The sequence below is a fragment of the Terriglobales bacterium genome, from assembly GCA_035651995.1.
Lineage (GTDB): Bacteria > Acidobacteriota > Terriglobia > Terriglobales > Acidobacteriaceae > DASRER01.
This window is the reverse complement of sequence record DASRER010000010.1, coordinates 1-19,805: the sequence shown is the minus strand read 5'-3', so window position 1 is coordinate 19,805 and position 19,805 is coordinate 1. Positions and strand designations below refer to the sequence as shown.

Below are 19,805 nucleotides of genomic sequence, written 5' to 3'. Positions count from 1 at the left end.
TGCGCCGACGAACCCGACCGATGGTGTGCTTTGTGAACGTCAAAAGCGTGGACCGAATCATCTACTCCATTTTCCAGAGATTTACCCTGGAATGGAAAACCCGCACCCTCAAGCTATTTACACAAGCCGCGTGACATCACCTGCCGGAAGGCGTCCGGCCTGACGCTTCATTATGGATCAAAGCCGCCCGCCACCACCATTCTCGTATTCGTTCGATGTGCGCCCGCCTTCCGCACGCATTGGCCCGGCCCATCGCCGGTGTCGGCAGCGCCGCGCAGCGGACCACGACCTCGTCGGGGAAGCCGGCGCCGGTCGCGGGTAGTGCCGAGTCTGCTCGCCGCGCTGGGGGGCCGCGACTCATGAGGTGGCGCCCGGCGCATCGCAGCGGAAGTTGTGCATTGGCTTTTTGGCTGCGGCCGGCAGATTTTCCTTGACATTCGCGAAAGCATAAATATACCTTGTAGTGAATAATTATTCATTGTGCAGGTGACGTCAGCGTAGATGTCGAAAGCTCTCAGGCAGCAGAGGATCCTTGAGATCGTCGCGGAGACCCCCGTCTCCAGCCAGGACGCGCTGCGCCGCGAACTGCACAAGGCCGGCCTGCGCGTGACGCAGGCCACGCTCTCCCGGGACGTCAACGAACTCGGTCTGGTGAAGACGCAGGAAGGCTACGCGCCGGCTGCCGAAGAGGCGCCGCTCACGCGCGTGCTGCCGTCGCTCGAGCGCCTGCTGCGCGAATTCGTGGTAGATCTGCGCCCGGCGGGAAACCTGCTCGTGCTGAAAACCGCGCCCGGCAGCGCGCAGCCCGTGGCGGCCGCGCTTGACAGTGAATCCTGGCCCGAGGTCCTGGGCACGATCGGCGGCGACGACACCATCCTTATCATCGCGACCAACAGCCGCAACTGCGGCAAGGTTGCGGCGCGCATTCGCGGGGTGATTGCGCCGTGAGCACAACCGTCAAGATGGCGCCGCGTTCGGCGGCGCAGCGCGGAACCGCGCTGCTGCAAAGCGCCGTTGTGGGCGCCACCGGCTACGCCGGCTTCGAGCTGACGCGTCTGCTGCTGCGCCACCCACGGATGAAGAAGCCCCTGCTGCTCTCGCGCGAAGGCGCCGAGGCGGGGAACCTGGATGACGCCTATCCGCAGATCGCCAATTCGCACGGCTCGGGCAACGGCTCGTATCCGCTGGAGCCGTTCTCGTGGGAGGCGCTGGCCGCCCGCGGCGTGGACGTGCTGTTTCTCTCCACGCCCCACGAGATTTCGCGCGCATGGATGCCCGAGGCCGAGCGCCGCGGCCTGCGCGTAATTGACTTGAGCGGCGCGTGGCGCCTGCGCCGGGCCGAGAACCGCGCCATCTACAAGTTTGAAGACGCCGACGCGGTCGCTGCCGAGCGGCTCATGCAGCACGCCGTCTACGGCCTGCCGGAGATGCATGCCGCCGCCATCGCCGACGCGCAGATCGTCGCCAATCCCGGCTGCTATTCCACTTCTGTGATTCTCGGGCTTGTGCCGCTGGCGCGCGGCGGATGGATTGATCGCGAGCACGGCGTGATCGCCGATTCCAAGAGCGGCGTGAGCGGCGCAGGCAAGGCGCCCACGCAGAAGACGCACTTCGTCGAGGTCGCCGACAATCTCAGCGCCTACAACGTTTTCGCGCATCGCCATACGGGCGAGATGCTGGAGCAGCTCGGCCTGGAAAGCAGCGAGCTGACGTTTACGCCGCACCTGCTGCCCATCCCGCGCGGGATTCTGTCCACGATTTACGTGCGCCTGGCGAAGCCCGCCACAGTGGCCGAGATTCACGCTGCATTCCGCGACTTTTACGCCGCGTCGCCGTTCGTGCGCGTCTTCGCGCCGGGCAGGCTGCCGCAAATTCAGCACTCGGCGCACACCAATTTCTGCGATGTCGGATTCACGCTCGCGCCCGACGGGCGCCGCCTGGTCGTCGTCTCCTGCCTCGACAACCTGCTGAAAGGTGCTGCAGGACAAGCCGTGCAGAACATGAACCTGATGTTCGGGTTCGACGAGCGGGAGGGACTCCAGTGAGGGTCGTCGTGAAAGTTGGCGGATCGGCCATCGAGCAGCCCGAGCTGCTGGCCCGCTGCATGCGCTCGGTCGCCGGTCTGGTGAAGGAAGGCCACCAGGTCGCGCTCGTGCACGGCGGCGGCGCGGCGCTTACGCGCACGCTGAAGCAGCTTGGCAAGACGAGCGAGTTCGTGAACGGGCTGCGCGTCACCGACGCCGAAACCCGCGACGTTGCCGTTATGGTCCTCGCCGGCCAGGTGAACAAGACGGTCGTCGCCGCGCTGGCCGCGGCCGGCGTGGCCGCTGTCGGGCTCTCCGGCGGCGACGGCGTCTCCTTTCGCGCGCGCAAGAAGAAGGAGGGCGGTGTAGACCTCGGCTTCGTTGGCGAAATTGCCGCCACCGACTCGCGCTGGCTCGAGGCCATCTGGCAGGCGGGCGGCGTGCCGGTGCTGTCGAGCGTCGCGCTCGGCACCGACGGTCAGTATTACAACGTCAACGCCGACCAGATGGCCGCCGCCTGCGCCATCGCCTGCAAGGCGAACGCGCTCATTTTCCTCACCGACGTGCCCGGCGTGCGCGGCGCCGATGGCGGCGTCATGCGCTGGCTGGTTGTCCGCGATATTCCCGAGCTGGTCAGTTCCGCGGTGGTCAACGGCGGCATGCTGCCCAAGCTGGAAGCCTGCCGCCAGGCGCTTTCGCGCGGCGTTGGCCGCGTACGCATTCTTCCTGCCGATCAAGTTGAGGTCCTGCCTGACTTCTACTACTCGCGCATCGATGCGGGAACGGAGGTCATGGTCCAGTGAGCCTCACATCCGTCGAGCGGGCCGAAGCCGGCCTGCTGTTGCCGACCTATGAACGGCACAAGGTGCTGCTGAAGCGTGGCGAAGGCATGTACCTGTACGACGACCACGGCCGCCGCTATCTCGACTTCCTGAGCGGGATCGGCGTGAACGCGCTCGGCTACGGACATCCGGCGGTCCGCAAGGCGCTCCATGACCAGGCGGACAAGCTGATTCACGTTTCGAACCTGTTCTTCCACGACTATCAGGCCGCGCTCGCGGCCAAGCTCACGCGCTTCTCCGACCTTGAGCGCGTGTTTTTCACCAACAGCGGCACCGAGGCCGTGGAAGGCGCCATCAAGCTGGCGCGCGCCTACGCGCGGCGCCGCTCCAACAACGGACACCGCCCGCGGTGGCGCCTCCTCGCGGTCGAAAATTCGTTCCACGGCCGCACCTTTGCCGCGCTTTCGGCCACGTGGACGAAGAAATATCGCGAGCCCTTCGGGCCGCTCGTGCCCGGCGTCCGCTTTGTCCGCTTCAACGACGTCAAGGACCTGGAGCGGCAGTTCGACTCCAGCGTCTGCGCCATCCTGCTTGAGCCTGTGCAGGGGGAGGGCGGCGTGAACCCACTCGGGCGCGAGTTCCTGCGGCGCGCGCGCGCGCTCACCCGCAGGTCGGGCGCGCTGCTCATCGCCGACGAGATCCAGTGCGGGCTGGGACGCACCGGCCGTTACTTCGCCTACGAACACTTCGGCATCAAGCCCGACGTCGTCACGATCGCCAAGCCGCTGGCCGCCGGTTTGCCGCTTGGCGCGATCCTGACGACCAACGAAGTCGCGAGCGCCATCCATCCCGGCCTGCACGGCACCACTTTCGGCGGCGGGCCGCTGGCCTGCGCCGTCGCCTGCGCGTTCCTCGACACGCTGGAGCGCGAACACCTGCTGGCGCACGTGCGCGACATGGGCGGATACCTGCTCGCCCGCCTCATCGAATTGCAGCAGGGACACACGGTCATCCGCGAAGTCCGCGGCATGGGACTGATGTGCGGATTGCAGATTGCCGACATCGAGTGCGCCAAGTTCATCGTGCGCCGCGCCCTGGAGAGCGGACTCATCGTCAACCGGACGCACGATGTCGTCGTCCGCCTGCTCCCGCCGTTCGTCGTCGAGAAGAAACACGTCGACGAAATGGTGCGGACGCTCGACGCCGTGCTGAACGAGTGGGAGTTGCAGCAGCAAAAGAGCGCGTCACAAAAAAGCAAACGGGCCCGCGGTAAGAACTGACGAGAAGCGAATGAGCACACGAGCTGTGCACCAGGCTCCTGCGGCCCGCAACCAAGCGCCGGCAATGCTGCCGGTCACCGACGTGGTTTCCATTGCCGACCTGGGGCCGGCGGGCGTTCAGTTGGCTTTGGAATTGGCTTCGCTCATAAAAGCTCGGCCGTCGGAATTTCGCACCGCGCTGGCCGGCAAGCAGCTGGTCCTGATGTTCGAAAAACCGTCGCTGCGCACCCGGCTCACGTTCGAAGTCGGCATCGCGGAGATGGGCGGTACGTCGTTCTTCATCGACCACCGCGGCGAGCGCATGTCCGAGCGCGAGCCGGTGCGCGACATCGCACGCAACCTGGAGCGATGGATCGATGGCGTCGTGCTGCGCACCTACGAACACGCCACGGTCACCGACATGGCCGAGTTCGCCTCCATCCCCGTGATCAACGCGCTCAGCGACATGGAGCACCCCTGCCAGGCGCTCGCCGACTTCCTCACTTTGCAGGAAAAGTTCGGCGACCTGCGCAAAGTCAAGCTCACCTACGTCGGCGACGGAAACAACGTCGCACACTCGCTTGTCCTCGCCGCAGCGTGCGTGGGCGCGTCCATTGCAATCGCCACGCCCGCCGGCTACGGGCCGAACGCGGACATCGTGAAGCGGGCGTGCGCCATCGCGCGCGACACCGGCGCGAACATCGAGGTGCTGAGCGATCCCGAAGCCGCTGTCGCCGCTGCCGATGCCGTATACACCGACGTGTGGGCCAGTATGGGCCAGGAAGAGGAAGGCGAAGCGCGCCGCAAGATATTCGCTGCCTTCCAGGTGAACGACGGCCTCATGTCGTGCGCCAAGTCCGGCGCGCTGTTCATGCATTGCCTGCCGGCGCATCGCGGCGATGAAGTGACCGGGTCCGTGTTGGAATCCCCGGTTTCGGTCGTTTTCGACCAGGCGGAAAACCGTCTGCACGCGCAGAAAGCCGTTCTGCTCATGCTGTTCAGCGACGGCGTTGGCCGTTTCGTCGCCCGCAAAAAATCGAAGACCCCGGCCCGGGGATGGAGAAATGCTCATGCCTGAAAAAATTGTGCTTGCGTACTCGGGAGGTCTCGACACCTCCATCATCATCCCCTGGCTGCTGGAGAACTACGACTGCGAAGTCATCGCCTTCGTTGGCGACGTGGGCCAGGGCGACGACATGCAGGCCGTGGCCGACAAGGCCGTGCGCACCGGCGCGAAGAAGGCCGTCATCGTCGATCTGCGCGAGGAGTTCATCCGCGAGTACTGCTACGCCGCGCTGAAAGCCGGCGCCGTGTACGAGGACAAGTATCTGCTCGGCACTTCGCTGGCGCGTCCGGTGCTGGCGAAAGCGCAGGTAGAAGTCGCGCTGCGCGAAGGCGCCACGGCCGTCGCCCACGGATGCACCGGCAAGGGCAACGACCAGGTGCGCTTCGAGCACGCCTACCAGGCGCTCGCGCCGGAGCTGAAGGTCATCGCGCCGTGGCGCGAGTGGAACATCGTGTCGCGCGAAGACGCCATTGACTATGCCGCGCGGAAAAAGGTCCCCATCACCGCCACGCGCGAGAAGATTCACAGCCGCGACAAAAATCTGTGGCACCTCAGCCACGAAGGCGGTGAGCTGGAAGATCCGGCCAATGCGCCGCTCGACTCCACCTGGCAGATGACGGTATCGCCCCAGGAAGCGCCCGACCAGGCCGAAGAAGTTGAGATCGAGTTCGAGCAGGGAAGTCCGGTCGCGGTGAACGGCGCCGCCCTCGATCCCGTCGCGCTGGTGGAAACGCTCAACCAGATCGGGGGACGCAATGCCATCGGCCGCGTGGATCTGGTCGAAAACCGTTTCGTCGGTATCAAGAGCCGCGGCTGTTACGAGACGCCCGGCGGCACGCTGCTGCTCACCGCGCATCGCGAACTGGAAGCGCTTTGCCAGGACCGCGACCTGATGCACTTCAAGCAGCAGGTCGCGCTCAAGTACGCCGAGCTGGTGTACTTCGGCCTATGGTTCACGCCGCTGCGTGAAGCGCTCGACGCGTTCGTCGCGCAGACGCAGTCGCACGTGAGCGGCGCCGTGAAGCTGAAGCTCTACAAGGGCAACGTGCTGGTGGCGTCGCGCACGTCGCCGCATTCGCTTTACCGGCTCGACATCGCGTCGTTCACCATGGGCGACAGCTACGACCAGAAGGACGCTGGAGGCTTCATCCGGATCCTCGGACTGCCGGCCCGCTCGCTGGCCGCGCTGAAGAGGCAGAAGGAAAAGGAGAACCGCATTGTCGAAGATGTGGTCCGGGCGCGTTAGCCAGCCGCTCGACACACAATTCGAACAGTGGCAGCGCTCGTTCGCCTACGACCGCCGCCTCCTGCCCTTCGAGTGCGCCGCCACCCGCGCCCACGCGCGCGCGTTGGCGGCAGCCGGCGTTCTTTCCGCCGCCGAGCTGAAACAGATCGTCGGCGGACTCGATGAGCTGGAGGCGCGCTGCGCGCGTGACAGCTCAATCTTCGACCGCAGCGACGCCGAAGATGTCCACCACTTCGTCGAGCAGCAACTGGTCGCGCTGATCGGCGACGCGGGCCTGAAACTGCACACCGGCCGCAGCCGCAACGAGCAGATCGCGACCGACCTGCGCCTGTTCGTGCGCGATGCCATCCAGAAGACGCGTCTCGCGCTTGCCGAACTTCAGTCGGCGCTGGTCGCCCGGGCCCGCGAACTGGGCGCCGCGTCCATGCCCGCTTACACGCACCTGCAGCGCGCCGAGCCGGTCCTAGCGGCCCACTGGCTGCTCGCCTACGTCGAGATGTTCGCCCGCGACGCCGAGCGCCTGGGCGACGCCTCGCGCCGCGCGGACACGCTGCCGCTCGGCTCCGGGGCCGTGGCCGGATGCGCCATCGCGCTCGACCGCGACGCGATGGCGCGCGACCTCGGCTTCTCCGGCATCACCGCCAACAGCCTCGACGCGACCAGCGATCGCGACTTCGCCGTCGAGTACCTGAACGCGCTCGCGCTCGCCGCTCTGCACCTGAGCCGCATGGCCGAAGACTTCGTGCTCTATTCCACCGTCGAGTTCGGTTTCGTGCGCCTGGCCGACGCCTTCTCCACCGGCTCCAGCGCCATGCCGCAGAAAAAAAATCCCGATCCGATGGAGCTGCTGCGCGGCAAGACAGGCCGCGTGCAGGCCGCCGCGCAAACCGTCGCGTTCATCGTCAAAGGCCTGCCGCTCGCTTACAATCGCGACCTCCAGGAAGCGCAGGAGCCGCTCTTCGCCGCCACCGATTCGATCCTCGGCTCGCTCCAGATCGCGACCGGCTTCGTGCGCACGGTCGGCTTCGACACGGCGCGTATGCGCCAGGCGGCGTCCACCGGATACCTGAACGCGACGGCGGCCGCGAATTATCTGGCGCGCCGCGGCGTCCCGTTCCGGCGCGCCCATGAGATCGTGGGCAAAGCGGTGCGCCTCGCGCTCGAGAAGAACGTCGAAATCGAAAAGCTGCCGCTGGTCGATCTCCGCGCGCTCAGCCCCGAGTTCGGCGCCGACTTCGCTTCGGCGGTGGCGCTCGATCGCGTCATCGCCGAGCACGATGTGGCCGGCGGTACCGCGCCCGCTCGCGTCGCGCAGGCGCTCGCCGCCGCCGAAGCGCGCCTGGCCGAGCAGCTCGCGGCGCTCAAGGAGGAGGCCGGTGCGCACGCGTAAAGCCACGCTGCCCGACGCGCAGGCCATCTACCAGCTCGTCCACGCCTATTCGGGCGACGGCACGCTTTTGCCGCGCGCCTACAGTGAAGTCTGCGAGAACATCCGCGACTTTGTCGTCGTCGAGGACAAGAAGAAGATCATCGGCTGCGGCGCGCTGCACCTCTACGGCCCGCACTTGGCCGAAGTCCGCAGCATCGCCGTGTCGCCCGCCGCCCAGGGGCGCGGCGCCGGTCACCGCGTGGTGCGCGAGCTTCTCCTTGAGGCCGAGCGCCACCGGGTGAGCCGGGTGTGCCTTTTCACCCGCATTCCGGAGTTTTTCTCGCAGCTTGGCTTCACCGTGGCCAGCCGCGAAGAGCTGCCCGACAAGATCTTCAAGGACTGCCTCGCCTGCCCGCGCCTGCACAACTGCGACGAAGTCGCCATGGTGCACGGTGAAGCGCAGGCGGAGAGCGCGCTGCGCCGTCCGGGCTACTCCCTGGTGCAAATCGGCAAATGAGACGCGCGCCCGACTCGGACATCCTGGTCCCGCGCGGCTTCCGCTTCGCCTCGCTCGCCGCCGGCATCAAGAAAAACGGCCAGCCCGACCTGGCGCTTGCCGAAATTCCCGCCGGAGCGACCGCTGCCGCGCTGTTCACCACCAACCGCGTGGCCGCGGCGCCCGTCATCGTCGGCAGGGAGCACCTGCGCGGCGGACGCGTGCGCGCGCTCATCGTGAATTCCGGCAATGCCAATTGCGCCAACGGACTCGCCGGAATGCGCGGCTGTCGCGAGGTGTGCGCCGCACTCGCCGGTGCGCTGCGCGTCCCGGCGCGCCAGATTTTTCCCTCGTCCACCGGCGTCATCGGCATGGCCTTTCCTGCCGACCGCGTGATCGCCGCGCTGCCGGCGATTACCGCCGCCCTGCAAGATTCCCCCACCGCCCTCGCCGGTTTCGCCCGCGCCATCATGACCACCGACACGCGTGCCAAGATCGCCTGCGCTCGCGTCGGCAAGGAAAACAACCCCGTCACCATCACAGGCGTCGCCAAGGGCGCCGGCATGATCCATCCCAACATGGCGACCATGCTCGTCTATTTGTTCACCGACGCCGCGGTGGCCGCGCCAGGGCTGCGCCGCGCCCTGCGTGCGGCGTGCGCCACATCGCTGAACAGCATCAGCGTGGACGGCGACACTTCCACCAACGACACCGCCCTGTTGCTCGCTTCCGGCGCCGCCGGCAAGCTCAGCCACTCGGCGAAGCGCGACTTTCAACGCGCGCTCGATGATGTCTGCCAGTCGCTGGCCGAGCAGATCGTCACCGACGGCGAAGGCGTGCAGCACGTTGTGCGCCTGCGCGTCACCAAGGCCCGCAGCGGGTCCGAGGCGCGCCGGATCGCGCAAACCATCGCCACCTCCGCGCTCGTCAAGACCGCGCTCGCCGGCGCTGACCCAAATTGGGGACGCATCCTCGCTGCCGCAGGACGCAGCGGCATCGCCTTCGATCCCGCGCGCGTGGACATCTGGTTTGGGAAGATTCCGGTGTGCCGGAAGGGCGTGGGCCTGAACTTCGACGAGGCCGCCGCGCACGCCTGCCTATCGCAGCCTGATTACGAGATCACCGTTTCGCTCGGCCGCGGCCGCGCTTCCACATCGCTGCTCACGACCGACCTCACCGCCGAGTACGTGCGCATCAACGCCGACTACCGCAGCTAGCGCGCCGCCTCTGCGCTCTCAGATGAACCTGGAGATGGCGAGGGTGATGTCGTCAGCTTGCTCCGCGCCACGGCAAAACTCCTGAAGCTCTGCGAGGATCTGCCGCAAAAGCGTCTTGCTGTCGGAAGTCAGGGCGGATCTGGCAACCTCCAGGAGGCGCACTTCACCAAACTCCTGGTTATCCGGGTCTGACGCTTCGGTGACGCCATCGGTAAACATCAGCAACGTCTCGCCCGCACCGAGCCGAAGCGTCTCCTGCTCGAAAGTCGCCTCGCGAAAACTTCCCAGAATTGGTCCGCCGATAGTGAGCCTTTGAATGCCGTCCGGCGTAATCAGCGCGGGCGGGTTGTGTCCGGCGTTCGAATAGACGAAGCCGCCATCAGGCGAAAGCACGCCGTAAACCAGTGTGGCAAAGCGCGGGTCGAGCCGTCTCGCGGAGAGGCGCTGGTTGATTCGCTCCAGCACTGACGCCGGGCAGCCGCCGCCTTCCGCCTCAACCGCCAGCATCCCCTGGATCAGGGCAGCGAGCAGAGCGGCTGCCGGACCCTTCCCGGCGACATCGCCGATCGCAATGCCGACGCTGCCGGAGGGCAGTTCAAGGAAGTCGAAAAAGTCGCCGCCAACCGTTCGGCAAGGCAGTGAGTCCCCGGCAAACTCGAAGAACGTGCCCGACGCCGAGCCGCGCGCGGCCAGCGCGCGTTGCACCTCGGCAGCCGTCCGCAATTCCTTGTCCAGATGCGCCTTTTGCAGCCGCTCCACAACGCCGGCGCTGTCGTAAATGCGCTCATCACGGACAATCTTGCCGTCAACGACGTCGAGCCGCAGCACAATCCGATAGTTGATTACGCCGCCGGTCGGTGCCAGGCCGAACCAGCCGCCGCCCTTGTCGGTGGCCGTGATCTGTCCAATCACCGCAATCCGTCCGCCTTCCACGATCATCTCCGAAACGGTCAGTGCGATATCGGGAAACATTTCGAACAACCTGAGCCAGCTTGCTCGGATGGCATCGCGCCCGCGCATCTCGCCCAGCATTGGCGTGACCGCCAGGGCATCATCGGCGTAGAACTCCATCAGGTGCGAAACGTCGTGGCGGCGGGTGGCGTCTTGCACGCGATCGAGCAGGGCTACAGCGTCGTCATGCGTCATGAAGGCTGGAGGTGAATGATAACGCATGCCTTGCGGCGGGCCGTGGCGGGACAAGGCCTCCAAAAGGCGCGGCTCTCCGGCAGCCGATTAGCTACCGGAGAGCCGCGTACCAACTGACTCCGCCCCTTCCCCTCTGCACCGTTTCCCCCAGGATTTTGTATGCAGAAGAGCCCGGCGGCCTCACTTGGATTTGGAGTTAAGGTTCGTGGAGTATGCGGCGGGTGACATTTCGCGCAAATGCATCAAATTGCCTAGACGAGGAGTGAAAGACACCTTAGATTCAATGCCGTAAGAACCGCTCGCGCTTCGGCGACATGAAAGCCTCGACCAGAAGGTCCATCCAGATTGTCCTTGCCGTGTTGCTGGTGGCCGCAGCCGCTCGCCTGGTGTTCGTCTACAACCAGCGGCAGTCGCCCACGCCGTTACAGCCGGCCCGGGCGTCCGAACCGGGTGCGCTCGATCCCGACGCTTACGTTGTGCCTCGGCGCGTGCGCGCCTTCGACCTGAACTCCCTGCAGCGCGAGGTCAAAGGCAAGCCGGCGTGGGCGCGCGAGGGCTACCGCTACACCTACTATCCACTGCGCGGAAAAGGCGTCGATTGGGCGCATGAGGCGGGAATGCTCGGCCCCATCGAGCGGCTCGATATTCAGGACGTGATCACCGCGCCCACTCCGGGCGCACCCAACCAGCACGACGTCCTGCTGGTTTTCAGCAAAGGCGGGCGCCGCTTCGGGGTTCCCGTTGGCGTCGAGCAGCGCGGCGATTACCAGATCTTCTTCGACGAGATCTTCTTCATTCAAGACCCGCGCGAGCTCTACAAGCACTGGCCCGCGAGCGTGTGGGATGCGGTCGCAAAACACGAGATCCGCGAAGGGATGAACGAAATCCAGGCTTCATTCGCAGCCGGCATGGGTGTTCCTCAGCCAGGCGGCGGCGCCACCGACAAGAAGGTCCATTACCCAAACGGCGGGCACCCGCTGCTTGTCGTCTATCGGAAGGGCAAGGCAGTCAGTGTTGCCACTACGAAGTGACTTTGCGACCGAGTGATTTGCGATCAGGACTGGCCGACCGCCACTCCCAGTGACAGCGGCTCTGGCGCAACTTGGCGACCCGCCACAGAATGGCCGGCCATCATCCGACGGCCCTGCCCCCATCTCATCCTAAGTAGAGGACACGGTTACGAGACGGCCGGCACTTCTGCTGTTTGTGGCGCTGCTCGTCTTTACCGCCGTCGCGGCGGCAGACGACGATTGCGCCTTTCACACGAAAGACTCGTCCGCGGCGCTCTTCGCCCGCTCCGCCTTCGCCCACGGTTATCTGCACGGCTACGAACAAGGATTCCACTCCGCCGACCAGGACATCCACACCGGCCACACTTATCTGCTTCCGGTGCTGCGCTCAACCGAACGCAAGCTGCGCTCTTCCTACCGCACTGATTTCGGTGATCGCGCACTCTATATGGCAGGATTCCGTGAGGGCGCCCGCGCCGGTTACGACGATGGGGTCGCCGGACGCGCCTTCCGTGCCATCGGTCCGCTGCGCTCGGCCGCGACCGGGCTGATTTCCGCTCCCCACGACCACAACTTCGATCGCGCCTTCGCCGATGGCTACTTCGCCGGCCGCAGCTTCGGGCGCAGCGACGCCCAGCCCATCACCGACTTCAACTTTGTCGGCGCCATCTGCCGCGCCTCCAGGCAAAGTCCGAACCACGGCGCCGATTACTGCGACGCCTACGCTCGCGGCTATCAGGTGGGATACGGCGATGGCCGCGCCGCAACGCCCGCTCCGCGCGAGGCGAACCAGACGGCCAGCCGTTAGCTTTTCGCTATTCCTGGTCCGCTTTCAACGGAGGCGACTGCGCCGTAGCCGGCTTGTCGGTCTCGAAGCGGAACTGGCCCGTGTCGTTGATGAAGAACGCCCGGTGCTGCGGATCGAATGCCTTCGGTGTCAGCGCCAGCCAGAAGCTGTCGGCCTTGCCGCCGAAGTGCACCGTATAGTCGCCGCGGTTGGGATTCACCATCCGCTTGGTGAATGAGCCCTGGTTCACCAGCGCGGCCAGCGATGTGGCGTACTGCTTGTGGCGCTTGTAGTAAATGCGCTGGGCGTTCACCACCGTGCGCATGTAACCGAGGGCTGCGGCCTCGGGGTCCGAGTGCGCCGGGTCGCCCGGGAACTTGGGTTTGTATTCCATTTGTGCCGACGCCATGGCCGCTAGCAGCCCCAAAACCAGTGCCTGCCGAAGGATTCGCATGCTATCGCTCAGGTGTTCCCGTTAGACTCATTGTCTTACCAAAGGACAGGGCCTCTTGCCACTTTCGCCATCGCCCGCTTGCAGGATATGCTACGCCCAGTTTCGACAAAGTTATGAAGCCGGCACCCGCTAAAACTCCCCGAATCGTGGTGGCGCTGGTCGAAAACGATCCTTTGCGCCTTGTGGGCTTTCGCAGCCTGTTCGATAAAGAACCGGAATTTGAATTGACTGCCCTGGAAGCGCACGAGGTCCGCTCGCGCGAGAACCTCGACGTCGCCCTCCTCGGCAGCCGAAACGGTCAGAACCTGTTCGACATGATCGCCGGTCTGAAGGCCGCCCGCCCTGACCTGCGCATCCTGGTCACCGGTTCCGGTGCAGACGACGAGACCATTCTCAAGGCCCTTGCCGCCGGCGCCAAAGGATACATCGATGAAGGCGCCGATCCGGGCGAGTTTGCCCAGGCCCTGAAGGTCGTCTTCCAGGGCTGGGTGTGGGCCCCGCGCCGCGTTCTCGCCATGTTCGTGGATCGCGTGGCGCAGTCCGGACGCATCTTCCCGGCCGGCCGCCTTACCTTCACCGACCGCGAGAAGGAAGTCCTGGAACTGCTCGTTGCCGGCCGCTCGAACAAGGAAATCGGCAGCGCGCTGGGCATTGAGGAGCGCACCGTCAAGGCGCACGTCGCCAAGCTGATGCGCAAGGTCGGCGTGCAGAACCGCATCGCGCTGTCGGTTCACGCCATTACCCATTCCCTCGTCACCAACAAATAACGAAGCAGCCAGCCGGACATGGCCTGAAAGCTCCCTGCCGTGTCCGGCTGTAATCTTTTCCGCGACTGCCACGCGGCGCATACTCGCGCCACCTGCCACAGACCTGGGAGACTGAGGGCTGGAGTGGCCCTGGCATTTGCCCGCAGGCGCGCTCCAGTCCTCCGTTATTTCACCGAACGCCCGGCTCGTATTTCACCGGGTGCCCGCCTCACCAACCCACAACCCCGGCTTCGGGTTTACTATCATTCAGAGACTCCACCCCGAGAGGCCGTATCGCTATGCGGAAGTTTGCTGCTGGATTTCTCCTTGCCGTAACCGTCCTGTTCACGCTCAACTGCCTCGCCGATGAAGACGAAGACAAGGCCAAGATCGTTGAGCGCGTCGAGAGCGCCGGCAACGTTCTGAACGAGGTAATGGCCGCTCCCGACAAGGGCATTCCCGAAGAGATCCTGTCGTCGGCCAAGTGCGTGGCCGTTGTGCCCTCGCTGCTGAAGGGCGGCCTGGGCTTTGGAGCGCAGTACGGACGCGGCGTCGCCAGCTGCCGCAGCGACAAGGGCTGGAGCGCGCCCGCTTTCTTCGTGGTGGAAGGCGGCAGCTTTGGATTGCAGATCGGCGGACAGGCCGTGGACCTGGTCATGATCATCATGAACGACGACGGCATGAAGAGACTGCTGACGAGCAAGTTCAAGCTCGGCGTGGACGCCTCGGTGGCTGCGGGCCCAGTGGGACGTCATGCCGAAGGCATGACCGACCTCACCATGCGCGCGCAGGTGCTCACTTACTCGCGCGCGCGCGGCGCGTTTGCCGGCCTGGCGCTAAACGGTGCGGTTATCAAGCAGGACAAGAGCAGCACTCGCACCTTCTACGGACACATGGTCCCGTATCGCAGCCTGCTTACCGGCGCCACCCCGGTTCCCGCTGCCGCGCAGCCATATCTGGGAGCGCTCAGCAAGTACGCGGCGCACAAGGCGGAAGGGAAGTAGGCTTGCGAGTTCTCGGTTTCTCGCTGCTCAGTTCCTCAGCCAAAACTTAGCTTCTCGCTGGGCGTGAAATTGCTTCGAATTGATTCAAGCCCATATGGCGCAACGGCGATCTCACGCCGCCTGACCAGGAATTTGTCGAGAGATGGCTTTCCGAAGACCGCGGCGGCGAGGTCGTAACACGCGATCTCGCCGCGATCGACATTCCTGCCATCGATGCGCCATGGGTGGCGGCCAACTACACGCCGAAACCTTTGCGCACGTGCCAACAGAAGGAGATCCTCAGGCTCTCGGGTGAATCCATCACGGAGCTGACGGAGGCAGACGAATACGTCATTGGAATGCCCATGCACAATTTTGGCCCGCCCTCCCGATTCAAGCGGTGGCTGAATCACATCGTTACTCCGTCAACAATTGCGGAAAGGCCGCTCGCCGGAAAGCGCGGTACTTTCATCATCGCGGCCGGGGTTTACGCTGCCAGTTCGCCAGACTCCTGCAAAAACTACTTAGTGCCATGGCTTCGCACGCTGTTTGGATTTCTTGGCATGAGCGAGTTACGTCTTGTAATTGCCGACGGATCCAAAAAACTACACAGTGGGGAGTCAGACCGGGCAACCTTCATGAACCAACACTTCGAGGCCATTAGCGCGCTCTTCGCCAAGGCGCAAAACGCGATTGTAGATCAGCCTGAATAGTCGGTCGAAATTCAGGTCACTTTGTCGCCCTCGCGCTTCATCCTCCACTTCGCGAAATTTTCCTTCGATGCTAGGAAAAGGGACGACCTCCATGTATGTGCTTACTGAAGTGTACTCGTTCAAGACTATGTCGTGACACGCATATGCCATGTATAAAATACACGTAACATGGAATCCGTATTCGAGATCATTGTCGACTTTGCCGCGATCCTCAGCCTGCTGGGTTCCTCCAACAGTCGGTCGGCGAGATCGTGACCTGATCCCGTAGATCCGCCGACATCTGAGTATGATGTCACGCTTCGCGGAGGCGGAGAGCGAGGGGAGGAGCGTGTCTCGGAGCATGCAAGTCACTGCCGGGCTCACTGCAAGGCATGGTCTTTTTCTCTCCTTGGTTGCTAGGAACGCCTCGCAAACAGGTGCAAGATGTGATATTTGTGAGCTTCCCTTTTCAACGCTTTTCTATGGCCAGCTCAAGCCAAGTCGAGAAGCAGTTTCCTATTGGCCAGCGAGTCTCGCTTCCGGGACACTTCTCAGAGCCCGTCAGTTTGGAGGCTGCTCGGGCTATTGGATCGGTCTTCGAGTGTGGGGTTCGACTAGCTGACGGCACGCCCGACGAAGCCGTTCTGTCGCCAGGAGAAGCTGCCGCGCTAATCGGAGCGACGGTTGCAGCCCCTAATGCCGTCCAGCCAGCAGATGCGGAAAAGATCAGATTGCTCGTAGAATCGGCAGTAAACTGGAGGACGGTGTGCTCGAACCGCTCCGCGAAGCCGATTTGATCGAGTCCGGGAACGAACATTGAAGGGCTCTTAATTCGGTTGAGGGTAAGTACATGCCGCAAGATCTCACCGAATGCGCGATACGTATTGGACGCTTTCGATTTCTGATTGCGCCCAGGGAGCCGCTCCTAGTCCCGGCGATCAATAAGGGAAACATGCTTCGAGGCGGCTTCGGACATGCATTCCGGCGCCTTTGTTGCATCCCGCAATGCAGAGATGCTCGGACCTGCCCAGTGGGAATGTCGTGCCCGTACAAGGCAATCTTCGAGCCTTCCCCTCCGCCGGAAGCAGAGGCTCTTTCCAAGAATCAGGACGTCCCGCGGCCGTTCGTGTTCCGGGCCCCAAAGACGCAACAGACGCGATTCGAAACAGGTCAGCGGTTCGAATTCGAGCTGGTGCTTATCGGTCGCGCGCTCGATTTCCTGCCATACTTCGTGCTGTCGTTTCGAGAGCTAGCGGCTGAGGGGTTGGGGCTCAATCGCGCCAAGTGCAGTCTTGAAAGGGTCGAGCAGGTGGACCTGACCAGCGAAGCAGCAGACGCTTCGAACTACGAGGCTATGGTTATCTACACGGCCGAGGACCAGGTTTTCCGAAATGCGGCGACGTCCGAGACGGGCGAATGGATAGGGAGGCGGATACGGAACCGCTCGACATCCCGAGATAACGATTCAGTGCAGCAGGTCAGCATCCGATTTTCGACACCAACGTTCCTGAAGGCCGATGGCGAAATCATCCGACAGCCGGAGTTCCACCACGTTTTCAAGCGCCTGCGGGACAGGATCAATGCCTTGAGCACGTTTTTTGGTGAGGGGCCAATCGAAGCGGATTTCCGGGGCCTTGGCGAGCGCGCGGAAAAGATTCGAACCGTTTCGGCCCGCACCGATTGGGTTGAGCGTTTCCGCACGTCGTCAAAAACGAAACAACGCCACGAATTGTCTGGCTTTATCGGTGACGTTACTTACGAAGGTAACTTGAATGAGTTTTTGCCCTGGCTCACGCTCGGTGAGCTGGTGCATGTGGGCAAGCACACGGCATGGGGAAACGGCTGGATGCAGCTAGAACGCGAGGTGTCTCGTGGTTGCGTGTGACACCTTCTTCGCGCCGATGACCGACTTCAATCTGGCTCGGCATCAGTCTGAATGCGCTGGGGCGCTCGCGAGTGGCAAATCGGTCATCTTGCGGGCGCCGACAGGCTCAGGAAAGTCGGAGGCGGTATGGCTACCGTTTCTCTCTCTGCGGGGGAAGACGCTTCCTCATCGGCTCATTCATACGCTTCCCATGCGTGCTCTTGTAAACCAACTTGAGAGCCGGATGCGAACTTATGCGAATGGCAGGATGAGGGTGGCAGCCATGCACGGCCAGCGGCCGGAGAGCGTCTTGTTTTACGCGGACGCCATATTCGCGACGCTTGACCAAGTGGTCACTTCTTATGCGTGCGCTCCTCTAAGTCTGAGTGTGCGACAAGGCAATATTCCGGCAGGGGCCGTCGCCGGCAGCTTTCTGGTATTTGATGAAGTCCACACTTTCGAGCCTCACCTCGGCCTGCAATCGTTGCTCGTCCTTGCTGAACGAGCCCACCAGATGGGCATCCCATTTGTGATCATGTCGGCTACTCTGCCGACGAATTTCATCCGTCGTTTGTCGGAAAGATTCGGCGCAACCATCGTCGAGGGCACACGACTGGAAGGCAAGAACCGAAGACAACGCCGCGTCGTACTCAGGGTCTCGTCAGAGAAGCTGAGCATCGAGACGATTCTGCAGCTGACACGAAACGTGGAGCGGACGCTTGTTGTCGTCAACACCGTGCAACGTGCGCAGAACCTGTATGAGCAACTCCTGGGCAAAATCGGATGTCCAGTGATTTTGGCGCACTCGCGCTTCTACGATGACGACCGAAGGACCAAGGAAAAGCAGATCGAAGCCCGATTTGGCAAGACGGCGGAAGGCCGGTGCCTACTCATCGCCACGCAGGTTGTGGAGGTAGGATTGGATATATCTTGCGACTTCCTGGTCACGGAATTGGCTCCCATCGACGCCCTAGTGCAGCGAGCCGGCCGCTGCGCCCGCTGGGGAGGTGAAGGCGAGGTTGTTGTCTTTACAGGCTTGGAAACAACGCGACCGTATGATCGGCTCCTCGTTGAAGCAACTGAGAAGGCGCTTCGAGAGAAAGACCTAAACGGGCACGAATTGACGTGGGAAATCGAGAGAGATCTTGTCGACATAGTCCTTGAACCACAGTTCGACCAATGGGCCGAGCCTGAGGCTGCAGGGAAGGTCTTGGCCTCATTGGCTGCGGCGGCCTTCACTGGCGACTCAGCTAAGGCAGAACAAGCGGTGCGCGAAGGTCTGACGGTTGAGGTCGCTCTGCACGGTTCGCCTGACACCCTCGGAATTGGCGCTCTGAGGCTGCCGCGTTGTCGTATCCATCCAGGAGTCTTGCAGCAGTTTGTGCACAAACAGCAGCCCGAAGCCTGGCGAGTGGTTGTTGATCGAACGGCTGCGGATGATTACCGAACTCGGATCGAATTCCTGCATGTAGACTCGAACTCCAGGGCCGCGCCTTACGGCTACTACATCATTCACCCGAAATATGGCTCCTATGACGCCGAGCGTGGCTTGCGACTAGGCATCCGGGGTTCCCCAGCCGAATCTCGCGACGAGCTGATACAGCAGAAGAGTCGACTGGAAGGTGAACTGCAAATTGAAAAGTGGCAGGACCACATTGAAAAGGTGGTCAAAGCATTCGCCGAGCACGTCCTGCCAAGGGAGAGAATCGCTTTCGAGGCCCTGTCCCGGCGACTTGGAAAAACTCATGAAGACTTGCTGTCCCTGACTCATCTTGTATTGATCTTCCACGACCTTGGCAAACTGGCAGAGCAGTGGCAACGAAAGATCCAGGCAGGATTGGAAAGCGTCCTGCCTCCGGGAACCTTCTTAGCTCATCGGGGAGGCTCGGTAAGGGACCTCCCACCTCATGCAACTGTTTCGGCTTCGCTGGCGACGCCCTGCCTATGCCGTATAGCTGGGTCTGACTGGCAGCAGACTTTGGCGATACCGGCCTTAGCCGCGATTGCGCACCACCACACCGTGCGCGCAGACATGACTCCGCAATTCGAGATGAGAGACGGGTGGTTCGAGGTTACCGCCGATTGTGCGCGGCGGTTCGCTAGAGTTGATCTCACCATTAGTGATTTCAACAAGTGGCGAGGAGGCGGCAGTTGCGGCGTGGCTCTCAACTTCCTCTTGCCTGATGGTTACGCGTCTTACGTTCTGCTTTCCCGGTGGCTCCGCCTGGCTGATCGGATCGCGACAGGCGGTGGCGAAAATGCCATTCTCAATTATGAAAACTGGATGTCATCCAGCTAAGTGCGTCATGGAGGAGGGTCTTTCTTGGTGGAGTACCTAGTCGTAAAAAGCGGTTTGCACACCCTCGATGCGGCCAGAGCGTATGGACTGGCTCAACTTCTCCAAGTCCTCGCCAACGGCAAAGCCTCACCCCAAATTACCGACCAGGGTGGTGTCTTTGCCGTGAGCCTGAACGCAGAGCTCAATCATGATGCGCTGACACGCTCGGATATGTGGCGCGCGGTGTTTGCTGATAGCAACTGGCAAAGAGTGTTCTTGACGTACAAGAAGGCTTGGTCCGCGCAACGGGACCGGGTCAAGCGCACATTGGAGGAGCAGGTTGCCGCTGTTGTCACCCGCGCAGGGGACGGGCTTTGCGTCGATTT

Annotated in this window: 19 protein-coding genes; 17 read left to right on the top strand and 2 right to left on the bottom strand. The window is 63.2% G+C overall.

Annotated elements, in window-relative coordinates; translation table 11 throughout:
• Nucleotides 1-501: 501 nt before the first annotated feature.
• The 9 genes from VFA60_04565 to argJ are packed head-to-tail and all read left to right on the top strand — an operon-like array spanning nucleotide 502 to nucleotide 9,459.
• The gene (locus tag VFA60_04565; GenBank protein HZQ91044.1) at nucleotides 502-948 is read left to right on the top strand and encodes an ArgR family transcriptional regulator; all 447 of its coding nucleotides are present in this window, start codon (nucleotides 502-504) and stop codon (nucleotides 946-948) included.
• A complete protein-coding gene (gene argC / locus VFA60_04560) occupies nucleotides 945-2,045 on the top strand; it encodes an N-acetyl-gamma-glutamyl-phosphate reductase (GenBank protein ID HZQ91043.1) in 1,101 nt (366 codons plus the stop codon). Before VFA60_04565 ends, argC begins: the two co-directional genes overlap by 4 nt.
• Complete coding sequence (argB, locus tag VFA60_04555) at nucleotides 2,042-2,827, top strand: acetylglutamate kinase (GenBank protein HZQ91042.1); 786 nt, start codon at nucleotides 2,042-2,044, stop codon at nucleotides 2,825-2,827. Before argC ends, argB begins: the two co-directional genes overlap by 4 nt.
• Nucleotides 2,824-4,086, top strand: a complete 1,263-nt coding sequence (locus tag VFA60_04550; protein HZQ91041.1) for an aspartate aminotransferase family protein — start codon at nucleotides 2,824-2,826, stop codon at nucleotides 4,084-4,086. Before argB ends, VFA60_04550 begins: the two co-directional genes overlap by 4 nt.
• A gap of 10 nt (nucleotides 4,087-4,096) precedes the next feature.
• Complete coding sequence (gene argF, locus VFA60_04545) at nucleotides 4,097-5,143, top strand: ornithine carbamoyltransferase (GenBank protein HZQ91040.1); 1,047 nt, start codon at nucleotides 4,097-4,099, stop codon at nucleotides 5,141-5,143.
• Nucleotides 5,136-6,377 carry an argininosuccinate synthase gene (locus VFA60_04540; protein HZQ91039.1) on the top strand — a complete coding sequence of 414 codons (1,242 nt, stop codon included), beginning with the start codon at nucleotides 5,136-5,138 and terminating at the stop codon, nucleotides 6,375-6,377. Before argF ends, VFA60_04540 begins: the two co-directional genes overlap by 8 nt.
• Nucleotides 6,358-7,767 carry an argininosuccinate lyase gene (argH, locus tag VFA60_04535; GenBank protein HZQ91038.1) on the top strand — a complete coding sequence of 470 codons (1,410 nt, stop codon included), beginning with the start codon at nucleotides 6,358-6,360 and terminating at the stop codon, nucleotides 7,765-7,767. Before VFA60_04540 ends, argH begins: the two co-directional genes overlap by 20 nt.
• Nucleotides 7,754-8,263: an N-acetyltransferase gene (locus tag VFA60_04530; protein ID HZQ91037.1), complete on the top strand. Its 510-nt coding sequence runs from the start codon at nucleotides 7,754-7,756 to the stop codon at nucleotides 8,261-8,263. The genes argH and VFA60_04530 overlap by 14 nt, the downstream gene beginning before the upstream one ends.
• Nucleotides 8,260-9,459, top strand: coding sequence for a bifunctional glutamate N-acetyltransferase/amino-acid acetyltransferase ArgJ (gene argJ, locus VFA60_04525; GenBank protein HZQ91036.1), 1,200 nt, complete (start codon nucleotides 8,260-8,262; stop codon nucleotides 9,457-9,459). Before VFA60_04530 ends, argJ begins: the two co-directional genes overlap by 4 nt.
• Nucleotides 9,460-9,477: 18 nt before the next feature.
• On the opposite strand, the gene VFA60_04520 is transcribed toward argJ, so the two are convergent.
• Entirely contained in the window at nucleotides 9,478-10,605 is a 1,128-nt protein-coding gene (locus tag VFA60_04520) for a SpoIIE family protein phosphatase (GenBank protein ID HZQ91035.1), read from the bottom strand.
• 314 nt (nucleotides 10,606-10,919) lie between these two features.
• On the opposite strand from VFA60_04520, the gene VFA60_04515 reads away from it, so the two are divergent.
• Together VFA60_04515 and VFA60_04510 are read left to right on the top strand one after the other, a co-directional pair.
• The gene (locus VFA60_04515) at nucleotides 10,920-11,636 is read left to right on the top strand and encodes a hypothetical protein (protein HZQ91034.1); all 717 of its coding nucleotides are present in this window, start codon (nucleotides 10,920-10,922) and stop codon (nucleotides 11,634-11,636) included.
• A gap of 175 nt (nucleotides 11,637-11,811) precedes the next feature.
• Nucleotides 11,812-12,423, top strand: a complete 612-nt coding sequence (locus VFA60_04510) for a hypothetical protein (protein HZQ91033.1) — start codon at nucleotides 11,812-11,814, stop codon at nucleotides 12,421-12,423.
• A gap of 7 nt (nucleotides 12,424-12,430) precedes the next feature.
• On the opposite strand, the gene VFA60_04505 is transcribed toward VFA60_04510, so the two are convergent.
• Nucleotides 12,431-12,856 carry a hypothetical protein gene (locus VFA60_04505; protein HZQ91032.1) on the bottom strand — a complete coding sequence of 142 codons (426 nt, stop codon included), beginning with the start codon at nucleotides 12,854-12,856 and terminating at the stop codon, nucleotides 12,431-12,433.
• A gap of 113 nt (nucleotides 12,857-12,969) precedes the next feature.
• Here VFA60_04505 and VFA60_04500 point away from each other — a divergent pair, with 113 nt between their 5' ends.
• The 6 genes from VFA60_04500 to VFA60_04475 form a co-directional block, all read left to right on the top strand.
• Entirely contained in the window at nucleotides 12,970-13,623 is a 654-nt protein-coding gene (locus tag VFA60_04500; protein HZQ91031.1) for a response regulator transcription factor, read from the top strand.
• Nucleotides 13,624-13,901: 278 nt separating this feature from the next.
• Entirely contained in the window at nucleotides 13,902-14,606 is a 705-nt protein-coding gene (locus tag VFA60_04495) for a lipid-binding SYLF domain-containing protein (GenBank protein HZQ91030.1), read from the top strand.
• 92 nt (nucleotides 14,607-14,698) lie between these two features.
• The gene (locus tag VFA60_04490) at nucleotides 14,699-15,298 is read left to right on the top strand and encodes an NAD(P)H-dependent oxidoreductase (GenBank protein HZQ91029.1); all 600 of its coding nucleotides are present in this window, start codon (nucleotides 14,699-14,701) and stop codon (nucleotides 15,296-15,298) included.
• Nucleotides 15,299-16,313: 1,015 nt separating this feature from the next.
• Complete coding sequence (gene cas6 / locus VFA60_04485) at nucleotides 16,314-17,162, top strand: CRISPR system precrRNA processing endoribonuclease RAMP protein Cas6 (protein ID HZQ91028.1); 849 nt, start codon at nucleotides 16,314-16,316, stop codon at nucleotides 17,160-17,162.
• A gap of 16 nt (nucleotides 17,163-17,178) precedes the next feature.
• Nucleotides 17,179-19,440 carry a CRISPR-associated helicase Cas3' gene (cas3, locus tag VFA60_04480; GenBank protein HZQ91027.1) on the top strand — a complete coding sequence of 754 codons (2,262 nt, stop codon included), beginning with the start codon at nucleotides 17,179-17,181 and terminating at the stop codon, nucleotides 19,438-19,440.
• Nucleotides 19,441-19,464: 24 nt separating this feature from the next.
• Nucleotides 19,465-19,805 (top strand): hypothetical protein (locus tag VFA60_04475; protein HZQ91026.1); only part of this gene is annotated, 341 nt, incomplete at its 3' end.